The organism is Mesorhizobium sp. M0317 (genome assembly GCF_040321555.1).
Classification (GTDB): domain Bacteria; phylum Pseudomonadota; class Alphaproteobacteria; order Rhizobiales; family Rhizobiaceae; genus Mesorhizobium.
The window spans coordinates 120,305-138,494 of the sequence record NZ_JAMYRV010000005.1; the positions used below are offsets into that span (position 1 = coordinate 120,305).

Annotated in this window: 14 protein-coding genes and 1 pseudogene; 13 read left to right on the forward strand and 2 right to left on the reverse strand. The window is 62.6% G+C overall.

What is annotated here, in order from left to right; translation table 11 throughout:
• Positions 1-93: 93 nt before the first annotated feature.
• Positions 94-975, reverse strand: coding sequence for a LysR family transcriptional regulator (locus NKI88_RS06910; RefSeq protein ID WP_352654347.1), 882 nt, complete (start codon positions 973-975; stop codon positions 94-96).
• 365 nt (positions 976-1,340) lie between these two features.
• On the opposite strand from NKI88_RS06910, the gene NKI88_RS06915 reads away from it, so the two are divergent.
• Together NKI88_RS06915 and NKI88_RS06920 are read left to right on the forward strand one after the other, a co-directional pair.
• A complete protein-coding gene (locus tag NKI88_RS06915; protein ID WP_023668709.1) occupies positions 1,341-2,837 on the forward strand; it encodes a CoA-acylating methylmalonate-semialdehyde dehydrogenase in 1,497 nt (498 codons plus the stop codon).
• Positions 2,838-3,040: 203 nt separating this feature from the next.
• Positions 3,041-3,340 carry a hypothetical protein gene (locus tag NKI88_RS06920; RefSeq protein WP_352654350.1) on the forward strand — a complete coding sequence of 100 codons (300 nt, stop codon included), beginning with the start codon at positions 3,041-3,043 and terminating at the stop codon, positions 3,338-3,340.
• 36 nt (positions 3,341-3,376) lie between these two features.
• On the opposite strand, the gene NKI88_RS06925 is transcribed toward NKI88_RS06920, so the two are convergent.
• Positions 3,377-4,066 carry a GntR family transcriptional regulator gene (locus NKI88_RS06925; protein ID WP_050588433.1) on the reverse strand — a complete coding sequence of 230 codons (690 nt, stop codon included), beginning with the start codon at positions 4,064-4,066 and terminating at the stop codon, positions 3,377-3,379.
• A gap of 69 nt (positions 4,067-4,135) precedes the next feature.
• Here NKI88_RS06925 and NKI88_RS06930 point away from each other — a divergent pair, with 69 nt between their 5' ends.
• The 11 genes and pseudogenes from NKI88_RS06930 (at position 4,136) to NKI88_RS06980 (ending at position 18,116) form a co-directional block, all read left to right on the forward strand.
• Positions 4,136-5,029: a dihydrodipicolinate synthase family protein gene (locus NKI88_RS06930; protein ID WP_352654352.1), complete on the forward strand. Its 894-nt coding sequence runs from the start codon at positions 4,136-4,138 to the stop codon at positions 5,027-5,029.
• Positions 5,030-5,074: 45 nt separating this feature from the next.
• Positions 5,075-6,412: an NAD(P)/FAD-dependent oxidoreductase gene (locus NKI88_RS06935; protein ID WP_352654354.1), complete on the forward strand. Its 1,338-nt coding sequence runs from the start codon at positions 5,075-5,077 to the stop codon at positions 6,410-6,412.
• A gap of 13 nt (positions 6,413-6,425) precedes the next feature.
• A complete protein-coding gene (locus NKI88_RS06940) occupies positions 6,426-7,427 on the forward strand; it encodes a 4-hydroxyproline epimerase (protein ID WP_352654356.1) in 1,002 nt (333 codons plus the stop codon).
• Positions 7,428-7,886: 459 nt separating this feature from the next.
• On the forward strand, positions 7,887-8,789 hold the full coding sequence (locus tag NKI88_RS06945) for a branched-chain amino acid ABC transporter permease (RefSeq protein ID WP_023668715.1): 903 nt from the start codon (positions 7,887-7,889) through the stop codon (positions 8,787-8,789).
• Between the two features lie 4 nt (positions 8,790-8,793).
• Positions 8,794-10,389, forward strand: coding sequence for a high-affinity branched-chain amino acid ABC transporter permease LivM (gene livM / locus NKI88_RS06950; protein WP_352654358.1), 1,596 nt, complete (start codon positions 8,794-8,796; stop codon positions 10,387-10,389).
• Positions 10,389-11,495: pseudogene (locus NKI88_RS06955) on the forward strand (ABC transporter ATP-binding protein); the annotation flags it as partial. The gene livM and the pseudogene NKI88_RS06955, both read left to right, overlap by 1 nt.
• Before the next feature lie 20 nt (positions 11,496-11,515).
• Complete coding sequence (locus tag NKI88_RS06960; RefSeq protein WP_023668718.1) at positions 11,516-12,244, forward strand: ABC transporter ATP-binding protein; 729 nt, start codon at positions 11,516-11,518, stop codon at positions 12,242-12,244.
• A gap of 112 nt (positions 12,245-12,356) precedes the next feature.
• Positions 12,357-12,704: a DUF6867 family protein gene (locus NKI88_RS06965; protein ID WP_023668719.1), complete on the forward strand. Its 348-nt coding sequence runs from the start codon at positions 12,357-12,359 to the stop codon at positions 12,702-12,704.
• 137 nt (positions 12,705-12,841) lie between these two features.
• A complete protein-coding gene (locus NKI88_RS06970; RefSeq protein ID WP_023668720.1) occupies positions 12,842-13,963 on the forward strand; it encodes a branched-chain amino acid ABC transporter substrate-binding protein in 1,122 nt (373 codons plus the stop codon).
• 282 nt (positions 13,964-14,245) lie between these two features.
• Positions 14,246-17,704, forward strand: a complete 3,459-nt coding sequence (pyc, locus tag NKI88_RS06975) for a pyruvate carboxylase (protein WP_352654360.1) — start codon at positions 14,246-14,248, stop codon at positions 17,702-17,704.
• Positions 17,705-17,855: 151 nt separating this feature from the next.
• On the forward strand, positions 17,856-18,116 hold the full coding sequence (locus NKI88_RS06980; RefSeq protein ID WP_023668722.1) for a DUF2312 domain-containing protein: 261 nt from the start codon (positions 17,856-17,858) through the stop codon (positions 18,114-18,116).
• Positions 18,117-18,190 lie beyond the last annotated feature (74 nt).

Below are 18,190 nucleotides of genomic sequence, written 5' to 3' on the forward strand. Positions count from 1 at the left end.
TCCCACCCGGCGCAGCCAATCCTTAATGATAGGCGACATCGCGCTTGTTGCCACACTGGCCGATTTTGTGGCGAAGGCAAGGCGGCGCGGCCATCAGACAAACAGCCCGCGCTCTCTCTCGACCGCCTTGGTGATGAAGTTGGCGACGATCTGCACGCGGCGCAGCGGCCGGACCGATTCATGATAGACCAGCCAGTAGGCGCGGCGGATCGGCGTCACGATGTTGACGGGGATCAGCTCCGGCATCGAGCGGGCGACAAAGGTGTGCAAGATGCCGATGCCGGCGCCCGAGCGCACCGCTTCGGCCTGGCCCAGCGCTGAGGAGATGGCGAAGCTGGTGCGCCAGTCCGGGCTGAACTCCGCCGCATAGTCGAGCGACGGGCTGACGATCAGGTCTGGGACATAGCCGATCAGCGTATGCTGGCCGAGTTCGGCAGCGGTCTCGGGTAAGCCGTGCGCCTGCGCATAGTCGCGCGAGGCAAACAGGCCGAGGGTGTAGTCGACCAGCTTTCCCGCCACCAGCCTGCCTTCGGTCGGCCGCTCGACGGTGATGGCGATGTCGGCCTCGCGCCGCGACAGCGAGAAGGAACGCGGCACCGGCACCAGCTGGATGGTGAGTTCGCGGTGCAGCGCGGTCAGCGCGCCAAGACGCGTGGCGAGGAATGCAACGCCAAACCCGTCGGGGGCGCCGATGCGCACCGTGCCTGAGATATCGTCGCCTTCGCCCGACACGGTGGAGCGTGCGGCGATCATGTCGGCTTCCATGCGCTCGGCAATGTCGAGAAAGCGCTGGCCGGCCGGCGTCAGCTCGCTGCCGGTGGTAAGCCGGCGAAACAGTTTTGTCCGTAACGCATCCTCAAGCGCTGCGATGCGGCGCGAGACGGTGGCGTGATTGAGTTCCAGCCGCTTGGCGGCGCCAAGGATCTGCCCGGCGCGGGCCACGGCGAGGAAGATGCGGACGTCATCCCAGTTCATGGGGGTGATCCGGGCTAGCGGCGAACGCGGCGTTCCCGCCCACCCCCCTCTGGCCTGCCGGCCATCTCCCCCGCAAGGGGGGAGATTGGCAGCTCCGCCGACGGCACCTTTTTTGCAGCGTTGAAGATTTGCGAAGGCAACAACCACATCTGATATCCCCCCTTGCGGGGGAGATGTCCGGCAGGACAGAGGGGGGTGTGACGGAGCGCAACCTTCGGGCCTTTCAGCAATCTGTAATTTGCGGCAATTAATGCACACTCGTCCTTCGTTGTCTATTTCCCGCACAACGGTTGCGTTTCCCCTCGCGTTGCCTTCGCGCCTGCAAAGGCGTTGAATGCTTCATCACAAACTCAGGGAGAGAAACCATGATCGAATACGGTCATTTCATTGGCGGCAAGCATGTCGCCGGGACCAGCGGGCGCAAGCAGGACGTCATGCAGCCCATGGACGGCTCGGTGCGCGGCACGGTGGCGCTGGCTTCGCCGGCTGAACTGCGTGCGGCTGTCCTGAATGCCAAGGAAGCACAGATCAAATGGGCTGCGACCAACCCGCAGCGGCGCGTGCGCGTGCTGATGAAGTTTCTTGAACTGGTTGCTCGCGACTATGACGAACTGGCCGATCTCCTGGCGCGCGAGCACGGCAAGACCATTGCCGACGCCAAGGGCGACATCCAGCGCGGCCTCGAAGTGGTCGAAGTCTGCATCGGTGCGCCGCACATGATGAAGGGCGAGTTCACCGACGGCGCCGGCCCCGGCATCGATGTCTATTCGATGCGCCAGCCCCTCGGCGTCGTTGCCGGCATCACCCCGTTCAATTTCCCGGCGATGATCCCGCTGTGGAAGATTGCCCCGGCGCTGGCCTGCGGCAACGCCTTTATCCTGAAGCCTTCCGAGCGTGACCCTGGCGTGCCGATGCGCATCGCCGAACTGTTCCTCGAGGCTGGCCTGCCGGCTGGCGTCCTCAACGTCGTCAATGGCGACAAGGATGTCGTCGACGCCATCCTCGACGATCCTGATATCAAGGCCATCGGCTTTGTCGGCTCGACGCCGATCGCGCATTACATCTATTCGCGCGGCACGGCGGCGGGAAAACGCGTGCAGTGCTTCGGCGGTGCCAAGAACCACATGGTCATCATGCCCGATGCCGACATGGACCAGACCGTCGATGCGCTGATCGGCGCGGGCTACGGCTCGGCCGGCGAGCGCTGCATGGCGATCTCGGTTGCCGTTCCCGTCGGCAACGACACCGCCAACCGCCTGATGGAAAAGCTGATCCCGCGTGTCGAAAGCCTCAAAGTCGGCCCGTCGACGGATTCGTCCGCCGATTTCGGCCCGCTGGTCACGGCGCAGGCATTGGAACGCGTCAAGGGTTATGTCGACACCGGCGTCAAGGAAGGCGCCAAGCTGGTCGTCGATGGCCGCGGCTTCTCCATGCAGGGCTACGAGGATGGCTACTATATGGGCGGCTGCCTGTTCGACAATGTGACCGCCGACATGCGCATCTACAAGGAAGAGATTTTTGGCCCGGTGCTGTCGGTGGTGCGTGCGCCGACCTATGAGAGCGCCATCAAGCTCGCCAACGATCATGAGATGGGCAATGGCGTCGCCATCTTCACCCGTGACGGTGATGCTGCTCGTGATTTTGCTTCGCGCGTCCAGGTCGGCATGGTCGGCATCAACGTGCCGATCCCGGTTCCGATCGCTTACTACACGTTCGGCGGCTGGAAGGCGTCGTCCTTCGGCGACCTCAACCAGCACGGCCCGGACGCGTTCCGCTTCTACACCAAGACCAAGACGGTGACCTCGCGCTGGCCCTCAGGCGTCAAGGACGGTGCCGAGTTCGTCATCCCGACGATGAACTGACCGGACGATTTCGAAGATCGGCAAGAAGGCCTGGGTTCAACGTCCCGGGCCTTTCTTTGTACGAAACCGACATTGGCCATCACGTTTAAGCGATGGAACCAAGAGCCGGTCATCTGCCTTAAATTGCATTCCTGCCGTGGTGCAGGCCATCAAAATAGCGCCGGTAGCAGCCGGGGTTCTCGTCTGGCGCAAGGAGGTGTCAGATGACACGACGTCTTGTGGCGGCGATGTTCTTTGCGGTGTTCGCGATGTCCGGCATCGCCCAGGCTAAAGCCGATCAATGCACGGCGCGGACCGACTTGGTCAAGGCGCTCGGCGAGAAGTTCCACGAAAACCAAGCCGCTCGTGGCCTGGTGAACCCAGATGTGGTGCTTGAGATATTCGTCTCCGACCAGGGCACCTGGACCATCCTGGCCACCGACACACACGGCCAAAGCTGCATCATCACGGCTGGCGAAGGCTGGGACGGGGCGACCATGGCCGCAGTCTTGCCGGGCACCTGATAAAGACCGGTCGGAAGTCTGGAGCAGAGACGGAGTTCAGCGTGTGGCGGCCACTTCGGCATGGCCGCGCAGCAGTGCCATAAGGCGTTTGGCGTCCTTGGCGGCAGCCTCTTCGTCACCGGCCAGGATCGAGCGGATTAGCGCGACGTGGTGTTCGGCCGATTCGGCCAGCCCTGTGTCGGCCTTGTAGCGAAACCAGAAGCGGCGGCTGTGGGTCTGCAGGGGCGCGGCCAGACGGGCCGCAAAAGGGTTGTCGGCGGCCATCGCCAAGGCCTCGTCGAGCGCCTTGTCGGCCTGGATGAAGGCCAGCACATTGCCCGAGATGACGGCCTTCTGCATGGCAAGGGCTGCCTCATGAAACAGGTCGGCGGCCTCACGGGTGACGAAGCGGGCGGCCGAGCGCGCCAGCACCACCTCGACGCCGCGCCTGGCATCCAGCACGCGCAGCCAGTCGCCGGGATGTAGCGGGGCAATGGCGATGCCGGCGCGTGGCCTGACATCCAGCAGTCCTTCCCAGGCGAGGCGCTGGATCGCTTCGCGCACCGGCGTGCGTCCTAGCGCCAGCTTCTCGATGAGGGCGCCTTCGGTGACAAAGCTCGCCGGCGCCAGTTCCAACGTCACGATCATATGCTCGAGTACATGGTAGGCCTTGGCAGCGGCCGGCTCGGGGTATGCTGTCTCACTGGATATCAAAGGTGGGCTCCTGATATATCTTACATATATCATAACTAATTCCGCGTTGACAGCCGGTTTTCAAATAGATATACGGCTGATATATCAGATGGAGAGACGATCATGTGGACCGGAGTTTTCCCCGCCGTCACGACCAAATTCACCGAAGACGACCGCCTCGACCATGCCGAAATGGAGCGCTGCTTTGCGTTGCAGATGGAGGCAGGCTGCGACGGTATCATCGTCTGCGGTTCGCTCGGCGAAGGGCCGATGCTGTCGCATGACGAGAAGATCGAGGTGCTGAAGACGGCGCAGAAAGTTGCAGGCAACAAGCCGGTGCTGCTGACGGTCAACGAGGCGGGCACCCGTGAAGCCGCAAGCATCGCCAGGCGCGCCGCAAAGGAGGGTGCCAACGGCCTGATGGTGGTGCCGAGCCCGATCTATCACACCAACCCGGAAGAGACGGTCGCCGCCTTGCGCGCCGTCGCTCAGGCCGGCGACCTGCCGGTGATGATCTACTCCAACCGGCTGGCCTACCGTGTCGATGTCACTGTCGACCAGATGGAGGATCTGGCTGCGGACAAGCGCTTCGTCGCTATCAAGGAGTCCTCCGACGACATCCGCCGCTCGACCGAGATCATCAACCGCTTCGGCGACCGCTACGATCTGTTCACCGGCGTCGACAATCTCGCCTTCGAGGCGCTGTCGGTCGGCGCCATCGGCTGGGTGGCGGGTCTGGTCGTCGCCTTCCCGCGCGAGACCGTCGCCATCTACCAGCTGATGAAGCAGGGCCGCCGTGAGGAGGCGCTTTCGATCTACCGCTGGTTCCGGCCGCTGCTCGATCTCGATGTCTCGACCTATCTGGTCCAAAACATCAAGCTTGCCGAAGTGCTCGCGATCGACACAAATGACCGCGTGCGCATGCCGCGCCAGCCGCTGTCGGGCGAGCGCCGCAAGTCGGTCGAGAAGATCATCAATGACGCGCTGGCGGTACGGCCGAAGCTGCCGCAGTTCTGAAGGCTTTCTTCTCCCCATTCACGGGGAGAAGATGGCGGCAGCCGGATGAGGGGCAGCGCCGACGTGCTAGGAAATTCCAGGGACACAGAGGAGGGCCGCCGCCCCTCATCCGCCCTTCGGGCCCCTTCTCCCCGTGAACGGGGAGAGAGGGTAGATATCGCCATTGTCGGTGGCGGCATTGTCGGCATCTGCGCGGCGGCCATGCTGGCCGAGGCCGGGCGCAGCGTCACGGTCTTCGACCGCACCGGCATCTGCGAGGAGACGAGCTCCGGCAATGCCGCCGCCTTCGCCTTCTCCGACGTGCTGCCGCTGGCGCATAAGGGCATGATGCGGCACTTGCCGAAATGGCTTGCCGATCCGCTCGGGCCACTCAGCATCCCGCCGGCCTACTTGCCGAAGCTGTTGCCTTGGCTGTTGCGCTTCTGGCGCGCTGGCGCACCAGAAAAATATGAGGCGAGCCTTGCTGCTCAGGCAGGCATGATGAAGCTCGCCGAGGCCGAATGGATGGGCCTGCTCGACCGTTCCGGCACGCGGCCGATGCTGCGCGAGGACGGCTCGCTGGAGCTTTATGAAAGCGAGGCCGAATTTCAGGCCGGGCTGCCGGGCTGGGCGGCGCGCGAGCGCTTCGGCATCGGCTTTCGCCATGTCGAAGGCGACGAACTGGCGCGGCTGCAGCCGGGACTGTCGCCGCGCTTCATCAAGGGCACCTTCGTGCCGGGCTGGAAGACCGTCGCCGATCCGAAACTGCTCGGCAAGGGGGTGTGGGCCTATGCCGAAAGGCTGGGCGCGCGTTTCGAAAAGGCGCGCATAGAGCGCGTCGCCGCCAATCCTGATGGCGCGACGCTGACGCTGACGGACGGCACGACCAGGCAGGCAAGACATCTTGTCGTGGCCGCCGGGGCATGGTCGCATCTGCTGACGAAGGCGCTTGGCGACACCATCCCGCTCGAAACCGAGCGCGGCTACAACACGACACTGCCGAAGACCGCTTTCGACGTGCAGCGGATGCTGATCTTTTCCGGCCATGGCTTCGTCATCACGCCACTCGAGACGGGCTTGCGCGTCGGCGGCGCCGTCGAGTTGGGCGGTCTCGACCGGCCGCCGAATTTTGCGCGTTCGAAGGCCATGCTGGAAAAAGCCAGACAATTCCTTCCGGGGCTGGACGCGTCAGGTGGCCGCGAGTGGATGGGGTGTCGCCCGTCGCTGCCGGATTCGCTGCCCGTCATCGGCACGGCGCGCACCGCGTCCAACGTCGTCTACGCCTTTGGCCATGGCCATCTCGGCCTGACCCAGGCGGCGGCCAGCGGCCGCTTGATCCGCGATCTTGTTCTCGGGCAAACTTCGCCGATCGATCTTGCTCCCTTCAGCCCGCAACGGTTTTGAGTTCGAGGAAATCATGGCCAAAAAATCCTTCTTTTGCATCGACGGCCATACCTGCGGCAATCCGGTGCGGCTGGTCGCCGGCGGCGGTCCCTTGCTCGAGGGTTCGACGATGATGGAGCGGCGGGCGCATTTCCTGGCGGAGTATGACTGGATCCGCACCGGGCTGATGTTCGAGCCACGCGGCCACGACGTCATGTCGGGCTCGATCCTCTATCCGCCGACGCGCGAGGATTGCGACATAGCCATCCTGTTCATCGAGACGTCGGGCTGCCTGCCGATGTGCGGCCACGGCACGATCGGCACGGTGACGATGGCCATCGAACATGGGCTGATCAAGCCGAAGACACCCGGCGTGCTCCGGCTCGACACACCGGCCGGGCTGGTTATCGCCGAATACAAACAAGTCGGCGACTATGTCGAGGAGGTGCGCATCACGAATGTGCCGTCCTTCCTTTATGCCGAGGGACTGACGGTCGACTGCCCGCAGCTTGGCGAGATCACTGTCGATGTCGCCTATGGCGGCAATTTCTACGCAATCGTCGAGCCGCAGGCGAATTTTCGCGACATGGCTGATTATTCCGCCAGCGATTTCATCGCCTGGAGCCCCGTGGTGCGGCAGCGGCTCAACGAGAAGTACTCGTTCGTGCATCCGGAAAACCCCGGCATCAACCGGCTGTCCCACATGCTGTGGACGGGCGAGCCGACAGTGGCGGGCGCGGATGCGCGCAACGCGGTCTTCTATGGCGACAAGGCGATCGACCGCTCACCTTGCGGCACCGGCACCTCGGCGCGCATGGCGCAGCTCCATGCCAAGGGCAAGCTCAAGGCCGGCGACAGTTTTGTCCACGAATCGATCATCGGCTCGCTGTTCAAGGGCAAGGTCGAGAAGGACGTCACTGTTGCCGGCAAGCCGGCCATCATTCCCTCGATCGGCGGCTGGGCGCGGATGACCGGCCTGAACACCATCTTCATCGACGACCGCGATCCGTTCGCGCACGGTTTTGTGGTTAAGTGATACGGTAGGCTGCCGATCATCCACCGAGACCAGGACTTGGACCCAGGGCGGGACCTCTTGGCGAAACCAGTCAGCGAAAGGTTAGCGCGTTGGGCGAGGCATCCACCGCCGTAGTCGGAAGTAACCCATGTTGCAGCTGGTCAGTACGGAATGTGGCTAAAAAACGAAGCCCGCCAACAACGCAAGGATTCGTCTCAAAACCTAATTTTGACCGGGATTTCTTCGAAATGAGGTCGCTGGTCCGGCTGAATCGTCAAAGACATTGCGTTATGCCAATGATAGGGTCCGCGATAGTCCAGGGGTCGGGAGCAAAAAAACGGGCAATCGGAAGGCGTGCCGGCAAAACACGCTCGACGTTTGAAAAATCACGTTGCAATCCGGGCTCGAAACTTTACGACTAGGGGAAATACGAAAAGGAATGCGTCTGCATGGGCGACATTCCAGGGGAGCCATGTACACATGCAGTACTTTGTCCAGCAGCTTATCAATGGGCTGACGCTGGGATCGATCTATGGGCTGATCGCAATCGGCTACACGATGGTCTACGGCATCATCGGCATGATCAACTTCGCCCACGGCGACATTTTCATGGTCGGGGCATTCGCCGCCCTCGTCGTCTTCCTCATCCTCGGCTCCTTGTTCTATTCGGTCCCGGTCGTCCTGGCGCTGCTGATCATGATGATCGTGGCGATGCTGCTCACCAGCCTCTACAACTGGACGATCGAGAAGGTGGCCTACCGGCCGCTGCGCGGTTCGTTCCGGCTGGCGCCGCTGATCACCGCCATCGGCATGTCGATCGCGCTGTCGAACTTCATCCAGGTGACGCAAGGTCCGCGCAACAAGCCGATCCCGCCGATGGTCAGCCAAGTCTACAACATCAATGGCATCAGCGTGTCGCTGAAGCAGATCATCATCGTCGTCGTCACCGCCCTGCTGCTGGCGCTGTTCTGGTACCTGGTCAACAGGACTTCCCTCGGCCGGGCGCAAAGGGCGTGCGAGCAGGACCGCAAGATGGCGGCGCTGCTCGGCGTCGATGTCGACCGTACGATCTCGATCACCTTCATCATGGGTGCAGCGCTTGCGGCCGTCGCGGGCACGTTGTTCCTGATGTATTACGGCGTCATCGCCTTTTCCGACGGCTTTGTGCCGGGGGTCAAGGCCTTCACCGCGGCCGTTCTCGGCGGCATCGGGTCTCTGCCGGGCGCGGTGCTTGGCGGGCTTTTGATCGGCTTCATCGAGAGCATGTGGTCGGCGTATTTCTCGATCGACTACAAGGACGTCGCGGCGTTCTCGATCCTGGCGATCGTGCTGATCTTCCTGCCTTCCGGCATTTTGGGCCGGCCAGAAGTCGAAAAGGTCTGAGACAATGGCGGTTTCCGTATCCTCGGAGCGCGACACCGTCGCCTCCCCCGTGCAGCGTGCATTGCGCGAAGCGTTCTATGCCGGCGCCATCTCGCTGGGGTTGTTCATTCTCTTCGTCGGCCTGAAGACCGACCAGAACATCAGCAACCAGCTGATCCTGGTGCAGCGCTGGTTGCTGCTCATCACCGTGGTCGTGCTGACCATGCTTGGCCGCTTCTTCTACATTGCCTATGGCCAGCCGTTCATGGCCAATCAGAAGATCACCAATGTCGCCACCGGCCTGTTGCCGGCGAGCGTCGCGTCGCGCTTCTTCCTGCTTCCGGCCTTCATCGTCGCCGTCGTGCTGGCGGTTGTCCTGGTTGCGTTCGGCAGCGCCCTGCCGGCGTTGGTGGGACCCGATCTGGCCGGCTACCTTCAGTTCCTGCGCGCATTGGCCGTCATTTACGCGCTCGCTTGCGTGATCTTCTATTTCCGCTCCTTCATCCACGCCAATTTCACCAAGCTCGGCATTGCGGCGCTGGTGCTATACCCGATCCTCGTCGTCGTGGTGCTGTCGATCTACGCGTGGTCGATAACCGGCGGCCTGCAGGGCTCGTTGAAGTGGGTCGACAATTTCGGCATCCAGATCCTGATCTATGTGATGCTGGCCTGGGGGCTGAACATCGTCGTCGGCCTCGCCGGCCTGCTCGATCTCGGCTACGTCGCCTTTTACGCGGTCGGCGCCTATGCCTATGCGTTGCTCGGTTCGCAATACGGCCTGTCGTTCTGGATCCTGCTGCCGGCCGCCGGCGCCATGGCCGCCTTCTGGGGCGTTATGCTCGGATTTCCGGTGCTCAGGCTTCGTGGCGATTACCTGGCGATCGTGACCCTGGCCTTCGGCGAGATCATCCGCCTGGTGCTGATCAACTGGCGTGAAGTCACCAACGGCTCGGCCGGCATCTCCGGCATTCCGAAGGTCACCTTCTTCGGCCTGATGACGTTCAATTCGACGGACCCGAACTACATCGGCAAGGTGCTGCACATCGCCCAGTCGAGCGCCTACTACAAGATCTTCCTCTACTATCTCATTCTCGGGCTGGCGCTGCTGACCGCCTTCGTCACCATCAGGCTCAGGCGCATGCCTGTCGGCCGCGCTTGGGAGGCGCTGCGCGAGGACGAGATTGCCTGCCGCTCGCTTGGCATCAACACCACCACCACCAAGCTCACCGCCTTTGCCACCGGCGCCATGTTCGGCGGATTTGCAGGCGCCTTCTTCGCCGCACGGCAAGGCTTCGTCAGCCCTGAATCCTTCGTCTTCCTCGAATCGGCGATCATCCTGGCCATCGTGGTGCTCGGCGGCATGGGCTCGCTGGTCGGCATCGCGGTCGCCGCGCTGGTGATGATCGGCGGCACCGAGGCGCTGCGCGAACTCGATTTCCTGAAAAGTGTCTTCGGAAAAGATTTCACGCCGGAGCTTTACCGGATGCTTTTGTTCGGCATGGCGATGGTCATCGTCATGCTGTGGAAGCCGCGCGGCTTTGTCGGCAGCCGTGAACCGACGGCCTTCCTCAGTGAACGAAAAGCGGTCTCCTCCTCCTTCACCAAGGAAGGGCACGGCTGATGAGCGCGACCTCCATTCAGAAGACCAATCCGGGTATGAAAGACGCCATCCTCCAGGTCGAGCATCTTTCGATGAAGTTCGGCGGCCTGATCGCCATCGGCGACCTGTCGTTCCAGGCCAAGCGCGGCGAGATCACCGCGCTGATCGGACCCAATGGCGCCGGCAAGACCACCGTCTTCAATTGCATCACCGGCTTCTACAAGCCGTCGGAAGGCATGATTACGCTCAACCGGGCCGACGGCTCGAGCTTCCTGCTCGAACGGCTGCCCAATCATGAGATCCCGGCGCGCGCCAAGGTGGCGCGCACCTTCCAGAACATCCGCCTGTTCTCGGGCATGACGCTGCTGGAGAATCTGCTGGTTGCCCAGCACAACAAGCTGATGAAGGCATCCGGCTATACGATCCTGGGCCTGTTCGGGATCGGCGGCTACCGCAGAGCCTCGGCTGAATCGGTGGAGCTTGCCAAGCACTGGCTGGAGAAGGCCGATCTTGTCGATCGCGCCGACGATCCGGCCGGCGACCTGCCCTATGGCGCGCAGCGGCGCCTCGAGATTGCGCGCGCCATGTGCACAGGGCCCGAACTTCTGTGCCTCGACGAGCCTGCGGCCGGTCTCAATCCGAAGGAGTCGGCTGCGCTGAATTCGCTTCTGATGGACATCAAGAGCAGTACCTCGATCCTGCTGATCGAACATGACATGTCGGTGGTCATGCAGATTTCCGACCATGTCGTGGTGCTTGAATATGGCCGCAAGATTTCCGACGGCAGCCCGCAATCGGTGCGTACCGACCCGCGCGTCATCGCCGCCTATCTCGGCGTCGACGACGAGGAGGTCGAGACGGTGCTGACCGAGGTTGGCGATGAAGACGTCATCGAGCAGCTGGACATCGGGCCGGATTCGGCTCACGGACCAGGCACATCGTCTTCCTATCTCGCCGGCCCGGTAAGCGACACGATCGGCCACAGCCAGGGCGAGCGGGTCACAGTGTCGAAGGGAGCTTCAAAGGCCACCCAATACGATACAAGAGCCAACTCCGCGCCAAGAGCACCGTCCGAGCGTCTGACGGCCAAGTCCAAGCCGGCGGCCACCAAATCCCCGACAGGCAAGCCGCGCGGAGGGCGTAAGTGATGGCCGAGACAACGCTCCTCGACATCAAGGGCGTCGAGACCTACTACGGCAACATCAAGGCGCTGAACGGCGTCGATGTCCACGTCAACCAGGGCGAGATCGTCGCGCTGATCGGTGCGAACGGTGCCGGCAAGTCGACGCTGATGATGACCATCTTCGGTGCGCCGCGCGCTCGTGCCGGCTCTATCACTTTCGCCGGCACCGACATCACCCAGATGCCGACGCACGAGATCGCCCGCATGCGTATCGCGCAGTCGCCGGAAGGCAGGCGCATTTTCCCGCGCATGACGGTGATGGAAAACCTGCAGATGGGCGCCGGTCTCGACAATCTCAAGCACTATGACGAGGATGCCGAGAAGGTGTTCGCGCTGTTCCCGCGCCTCAAGGAGCGCATTGCCCAGCGCGGCGGCACGCTGTCGGGCGGCGAGCAGCAGATGCTGTCGATCGGACGTGCGCTGATGGCGCGGCCGAAGCTGCTGCTGCTCGACGAGCCGTCGCTGGGTCTGGCGCCGCTGATCGTCAAGCAGATCTTCGATGCCATCCGCGAGCTGAACCGCACGCAAGGGCTGACCGTGTTCCTGGTCGAGCAGAACGCCTTCGGCGCGCTCAAACTCGCCACGCGCGGCTATGTCATGGTCAACGGCAACGTGACCATGAGCGGCACAGGCAAGGAATTGCTCGCCAATCCGGAAGTGCGGGCGGCCTATCTCGAAGGCGGCCATCACTGATTTTGGAGCGGAATGTATGCATACGGTATTCCGCTCCAACTTGTTTGTTTGTCGCATGACCTTTGTCCGAAAAGTCTGCAACTTTTCGGGATCATGCTAGGGAGTCTTCATCATGCAAGGCATTCTTCACGAGGAACCTTCCATCTGGCAGTTCTTCTTCGTCACCTGTCTGCTCGGCGGCTGGGCGGCATGGATGACCGGCAAGGCCAGCGCCCAGACATGGCGCAGCCTGCCGGCGCTGTTCGCCTATCTGCTGGGTCTCGGCATAGGCATCAGGTTCATCCATCATGCCTTGTTCGGCGGCACGATGTTTTCGCTGCAATACTATGTCGTGGACACAATCGTGCTCATGATATTGGGATTTGTTGGCTATCAATACACGCGTACGAACCAGATGGTGACGCAGTATAATTGGCTTTACGAACGGGCTTCGATCTTAAGCTGGAAACCGAAAGGTTGACGTTCATCATTAACGCCGTTCCGGGGATGAATCGGCGTGACAAGGGCCTGAAAATCGGCAAAGTACGCTTTCTGCGATAAGGGTGGGCATCGCATGAAAGTTTCATCCACGCCCACCTCGTAAATGGGAGCGTTTAAATGAAGAAATCACTTTTGTCCGCCGTTGCCCTGACCGCGCTTGTCGCGTTCGGTGGCAATGCATGGGCTGACGTTATCGTCGGCGTCGCAGGTCCGATCACCGGTCCGAATGCGGCCTTCGGTGCGCAGCTGCAGAAGGGTGCGGAAGCGGCCGTTGCCGACATCAACGCAGCAGGCGGCATGAACGGCGAGCAGATCAAGCTCGAAGTCGGCGACGACGTCTCGGATCCGAAGCAGGGCATTTCGGTCGGCAACAAGTTCGTCGGCGACGGCGTGAAATTCGTGATCGGCCACTTCAACTCGGGCGTCTCGATCCCGGTTTCGCAGGAAGTCTACGTCGACAACAACATCGTCGAAGTGACGCCTGCGGCGACCAACCCGAAATTCACCGAGCGCGGCCTGTGGAACGTGTTCCGCACCTGCGGACGCGATGACCAGCAGGGCGGCATCGCCGGCGGCTATATCGCGACCAACTTCAAGGACGCCAAGGTTGCCGTCATCCACGACAAGACCCCCTATGGTCAGGGCCTTGCCGACGAGACCAAGAAGGCGATGAACGCAGCCGGCCTGACCGAAGTCATGTATGAAGGCGTCAATGTCGGCGACAAGGACTTCTCGGCGCTGATCGCCAAGATGAAGGACGCCGGCGTCACCCTGATCTATTGGGGCGGCCTGCACACCGAAGCCGGCCTGATCATCCGCCAGTCGGCCGACCAGGGCCTCAAGGCTACCTTGATGTCGGGCGACGGCATCGTGACCGACGAGCTGGCTGCGATCGCCGGCGATGCGGTTATCGGTACGCTCAACACGTTCGGTCCAGATCCGCGTCTGATCCCCGAGAACAAGGCACTGGTCGAGAAGTTCCGCGCCCAGGGCTTCGAGCCGGAAGCGTACACTCTCTACTCCTACGCCGCCATGCAGGTGATCGCCGAGGCTGCTGCCGTGGCCAAGTCGAACGACCCCGTGGAAGTGGCCAAGGCGCTGCACGAGAAGGGCCCGTTCAAGACCGTTCTGGGCGATCTCGCCTATGACGCGAAGGGCGATCCGAAGCTCCCGGGCTACATCATGTACGAATGGAAGAAGGGTCCGGACGGCAAGATCTCCTGGTTCCCGAAGTCGTAATTCGGAACACAGCTCTATTTAATGCCCGGCGTTCGCGCCGGGCATTTTTCTTTGGTGACAGGGCGGCAGCGAGGGTGGCTGGATAAGCCGCTAGCCGGGGTCGAATTTGTGCGGGCACGACAATTAGCGTCACCTCGCGACGCCAATCGCACGCAGCTTTTCGAGCAGTGGTGCTAGAATCGGATTAAATCGGTTTAATCTCTCCCCGATTTTGGTTGCACTGCAGCATTTTCGCGTTAATCATGCCTCTGCCCCATCCCTCCCTGTCCGGAGCCTCCTTCCTTGGCCATCACGAAGATCCTCGTCGCCAACAGGTCCGAAATTGCCATCCGCGTCTTTCGCGCGGCCAACGAGCTCGGCCTCAAAACCGTGGCGATCTGGGCCGAGGAGGACAAATATTCGCTTCATCGGTTCAAGGCCGATGAAAGCTACCAGGTCGGGCGCGGGCCGCATCTGGCCAGGGACATGGGGCCGATCGAAAGCTATCTGTCGATCGAGGAAGTGATCCGGGTCGCCAGACTGTCCGGCGCCGACGCCATCCACCCGGGCTATGGCCTCCTGTCGGAAAGCCCTGAATTCGCAGATGCCTGCGCCGAGGCCGGCATCACTTTCATAGGGCCGAAGCCCGACACGATGCGCCGGCTCGGCAACAAGGTCGCCGCGCGCAATCTGGCCATCGAGGTCGGCGTGCCGGTGGTGCCGGCAACCGAACCGCTGCCGGACGACATGGAAGCAGTCAAGCAGCTCGCCAAGACAGTCGGCTATCCTGTGATGCTCAAGGCATCATGGGGCGGCGGCGGGCGCGGCATGCGCGCCATCCGCGCGGAAGCCGACCTCTCCCGCGAGGTGATGGAAGGCAAGCGCGAGGCCAAGGCCGCCTTCGGCAAGGACGAGGTCTATCTCGAAAAGCTGATCGAGCGCGCTCGCCATGTCGAGGTCCAGGTGCTCGGCGACACGCATGGCAACGCTGTACATCTGTTCGAGCGCGACTGCTCGATCCAGCGCCGCAACCAGAAGGTCGTCGAACGGGCGCCGGCGCCCTATCTTGGCGAGGCATTGCGCCAGGAGCTTTGCGGCTATGCGCTCAAGATCGCGCGCGAGACCAGCTATATCGGCGCCGGTACGGTGGAATTCCTGCAGGACGCCGACACCGGCAAATTCTACTTCATCGAGGTCAATCCGCGCATCCAGGTCGAGCACACCGTCACCGAGCAGGTGACCGGCATCGACATCGTCAAGGCGCAGATCCACATACTGGACGGCTTTGCCATCGGCACGAAAGAGTCGGGCGTGCCGGCGCAGGCCGACATCAGGCTGAACGGTCACGCGCTGCAGTGCCGCATCACGACCGAGGATCCGGAGCATAGTTTCATTCCGGACTACGGCCGCATCACCGCTTATCGCGAAGCCGCCGGTTTCGGCATCCGCCTCGACGGCGGCACCGCCTATTCGGGCGCGGTCATCACCCGCTTCTACGATCCGCTGCTGGAGAAGGTGACTGCCTGGGCGCCGACACCGGCCGAGGCGATCGCCCGCATGAATCGGGCCCTGCGCGAGTTCCGCATCCGCGGCGTGGCCACCAACCTCACCTTCCTCGAGGCAATCATCAACCACCCGCGCTTCGCCGACAATTCCTACACGACCAGGTTCATCGACACGACGCCGGAGCTGTTCGCGCAGGTGAAGCGGCAGGACCGCGCCACCAAGCTGCTCAACTATCTGGCCGACGTCAGCGTCAACGGCCATCCCGAAACCCGCGGCCGACCGATGCCCAAGACCGATGCGGCAGCGCCTGTCGTGCCCTATCTCAACGGCAATGTGCCTGATGGCAGCAAGCAGAAGCTAGACGCGTTGGGGCCGGAGAAATTCGCTGCCTGGATGCGTGAGCAAAAAGAGGTGCTTGTCACCGACACGACGATGCGCGACGGTCACCAGTCGCTGCTCGCCACCCGCATGCGCACGCATGACATTGCCGGCATTGCCGGTACCTATGCGCGCGCGCTGCCGCGGCTGCTGTCGCTGGAATGCTGGGGCGGCGCCACTTTCGACGTCGCCATGCGCTTCCTCACCGAGGATCCGTGGGAGCGGTTGAGCAAAGTGCGCGAAGCGGCCCCCAACCTTTTGCTGCAGATGCTTCTGCGCGGCGCCAATGGCGTCGGCTACACCAACTATCCCGACAATGTCGTGCAACATTTCGTCAGCCAGGCAGCGGCCGGTGGGGTCGACCTGTTCCGCGTCTTCGACTGCCTGAACTGGGTCGAGAATATGCGCGTCGCCATGGACGCGGTGGGCGCCGAGGGCAAGCTGGTCGAAGCAGCGATCTGCTACACCGGCGACATCATCGATCCGGCGCGCGCCAAATACGATCTCAAATATTATGTCGGGCTGGCGAAGGAATTGCAGGCCGCCGGCGCCCATATCATCGCCGTCAAGGACATGGCCGGGCTTTTGAAGCCTGCCGCCGCCCGCGTGCTGTTCAAGGCGCTGCGCGAAGCCACCGACCTCCCGATCCATTTCCACACCCACGACACGTCAGGCCTGTCGGCGGCGACGGTGCTGGCGGGCGTGGAAAGTGGCGTCGACGCCATCGACGCGGCGATGGATTCCTTCTCCGGCAACACCTCGCAGCCTTGCCTGGGCTCGATCGTCGAGGCGCTGAAGGGAACCGAGCGCGATCCCGGCCTCGATCCGCAATGGATCCGCAACATCTCCTTCTACTGGGAAGCGGTGCGCAACCAGTATGCGGCCTTCGAAAGCGATCTCAAGGGGCCAGCCTCGGAAGTCTATCTGCACGAAATGCCGGGCGGCCAGTTCACCAACCTCAAGGAGCAGGCGCGTTCGCTCGGGTTGGAAACGCGCTGGCACGAGGTGGCCCAAGCCTATCACGACGTCAACCTGATGTTCGGTGACATCGTCAAGGTGACGCCGTCATCCAAGGTGGTCGGCGACATGGCGCTGATGATGGTGAGCCAGGACCTGACCGTTGCCGACGTCGAAAACCCGGCCAAGGACATCGCCTTCCCGGACTCGGTCGTCTCGATGCTGCGCGGCGATCTCGGCCAGTCGCCCGGCGGCTGGCCTGAGAAGCTGCAGAAGAAGGCGCTGAAGGAAAACAAGCCGATCACCGTGCGGCCGGGCTCGCTGCTCAAACCGGCCGACCTCAAGGCCAGCCGCAAGGAGATCGAGGCGAAGCTGGAGCGCAAGCTTTCGGAGTACGAATTCGCGTCCTGGCTGATGTATCCGAAGGTGTTCACCGACTTCGCCGCCGCGCAGGAAACCTACGGGCCGGTCAGTGTGCTGCCGACGCCGACCTATTTCTACGGCATGAAGTCCGAAGACGAGATCTTCCTGGACATCGAGAAAGGCAAGACGCTTGTGGTGCGCTGCCTTGCGATCGGCGATGTCGATGAGAAGGGCATGGTCACCGTGTTCTTCGAGCTCAACGGCCAGCCGCGCCGCGTCAGGGTGCCGGACAGGGCGCATGGCGCCTCGGCAGCCAAGGCACGGCGCAAGGCCGAGCCCGGCAACGAGGCGCATGTCGGCGCGCCGATGCCGGGCGTGGTCTCCGCCCTTTCGGTTGCCGCCGGCCAAGCGGTCAAGGCCGGCGACGTGCTGTTGTCGATCGAAGCCATGAAGATGGAGACGGCCCTGCATGCCGAGCGCGACGGCACAGTGGCCGAAGTGCTGGTCAAGGCCGGCGATCAGATCGATGCGAAGGATCTGTTGATCGCGTTTGGCTGACGCGCGGATCCATCACACTGGGGACGGCTGGCAGCAGCCGTTCACGAGTGCGCCGATAATGGCTTGACCCGCCGCGCCCGCTCGGGCATCGAACCCGCTCCCAATTTACCGCGCCAGAATCGCGGTGCTTAAAAAGTAGCGGAGAAAAAACATGGCCGACGACATCACAGATACCAGCCAGACTGTTGCCGCCGGCCAGTTGCGCGCCTTCATCGAGCGCATCGAGCGGCTCGAGGAAGAAAAGAAGACCATCGCCGACGACATCAAGGAAGTGTTCGCCGAGGCCAAGGGCACCGGCTTCGACACCAAGGCGATGCGGTCGATCATCCGGCTGCGCAAGAAGGATCAGGCCGAGCGCCAGGAAGAGGAAACCATCCTCGATCTCTACAAGGCCGCGCTCGGCATGGTGTAAGGCTGTCTGGAAATTCTACTCCGGCTGATATCGCCGGAGCGAATTTCGAAACAGTCTCGGGCCAAGGAATGATG